General features: G+C 67.2%; 1 pseudogene. It reads right to left on the reverse strand.

The features are described from left to right. Positions 1–190 precede the first annotated feature (190 nt). A pseudogene (locus tag MKK67_RS32835) lies at positions 191–445 on the reverse strand (hypothetical protein); the annotation flags it as partial. Positions 446–780: the final 335 nt, after the last annotated feature.

The raw sequence follows: 780 nt of genomic DNA on the forward strand, positions 1-780 counted from the left end.
CCCAGGTCCAGGCCTCGACCAGCCAAGCGGTTACGGCGATCGGCGGCATCACCGGGCGGATCCGCGAGATCAGCGGCGTGGCGACCTCGATCGCGGCGGGCGTGGAGGAGCAGGGCGCGGCGACCCAGGAGATCGTCCGCCGGCCGGATTGATCCGGGACGTGGTGCGCCAGCAGGAAGTGGGCGAGTTCATGCGCGATCGTGAAGCGGCGACGCGGCTCGCCCCCGCGCTTGACGAGGATAGTGCCTTCGGACCGCTTCGCGTCGGTAACGAGGCCACCCTCGAACTCGTCGGTGTCGAGGTCCTCTATTCCGAGAATGCCAAGGCGCGCGCACAGATCCTGGATCGGCACGGGCACCGAAAGGTTCGGCTCAGCCTGTAGGATGCGTTTGACGAGCGCCTCCGGCGAGGCCGCGTCTACGAGGTCCATCCTGCTGATCGGCATCCGCGCAGCCCCATCCCGTCCCTACAGGCCGCCACCCACTTGCGATCCCAGGACGGGACTACAGGGAGTTCGTGCAGGCGGTAAGCCGAAGGACCGGTTTTGCGCCTTTACGGCTATCCGGCATGGCGTAACCTGGCCGTAAGCTGCCGGTCCGCTTCGGAGAAGGTCCGCCGGAAAAGCAGACGGCCTCCTATCGACCCAACCCAGACGCCTGGGCCGCCGTCATCCCTTCTCCGAAGCGGACGTTCGTCAGCCGTCCGGCAACTTCGGCTCGGGGCGGCTTCCAGACCTTCAGCCAAAACCGCTGGAATGATCGCTCGTCCCCGACCGCTGCC

Origin of the sequence: Methylobacterium sp. J-072 (assembly GCF_022829425.1) — a bacterium.
GTDB lineage: Bacteria > Pseudomonadota > Alphaproteobacteria > Rhizobiales > Beijerinckiaceae > Methylobacterium.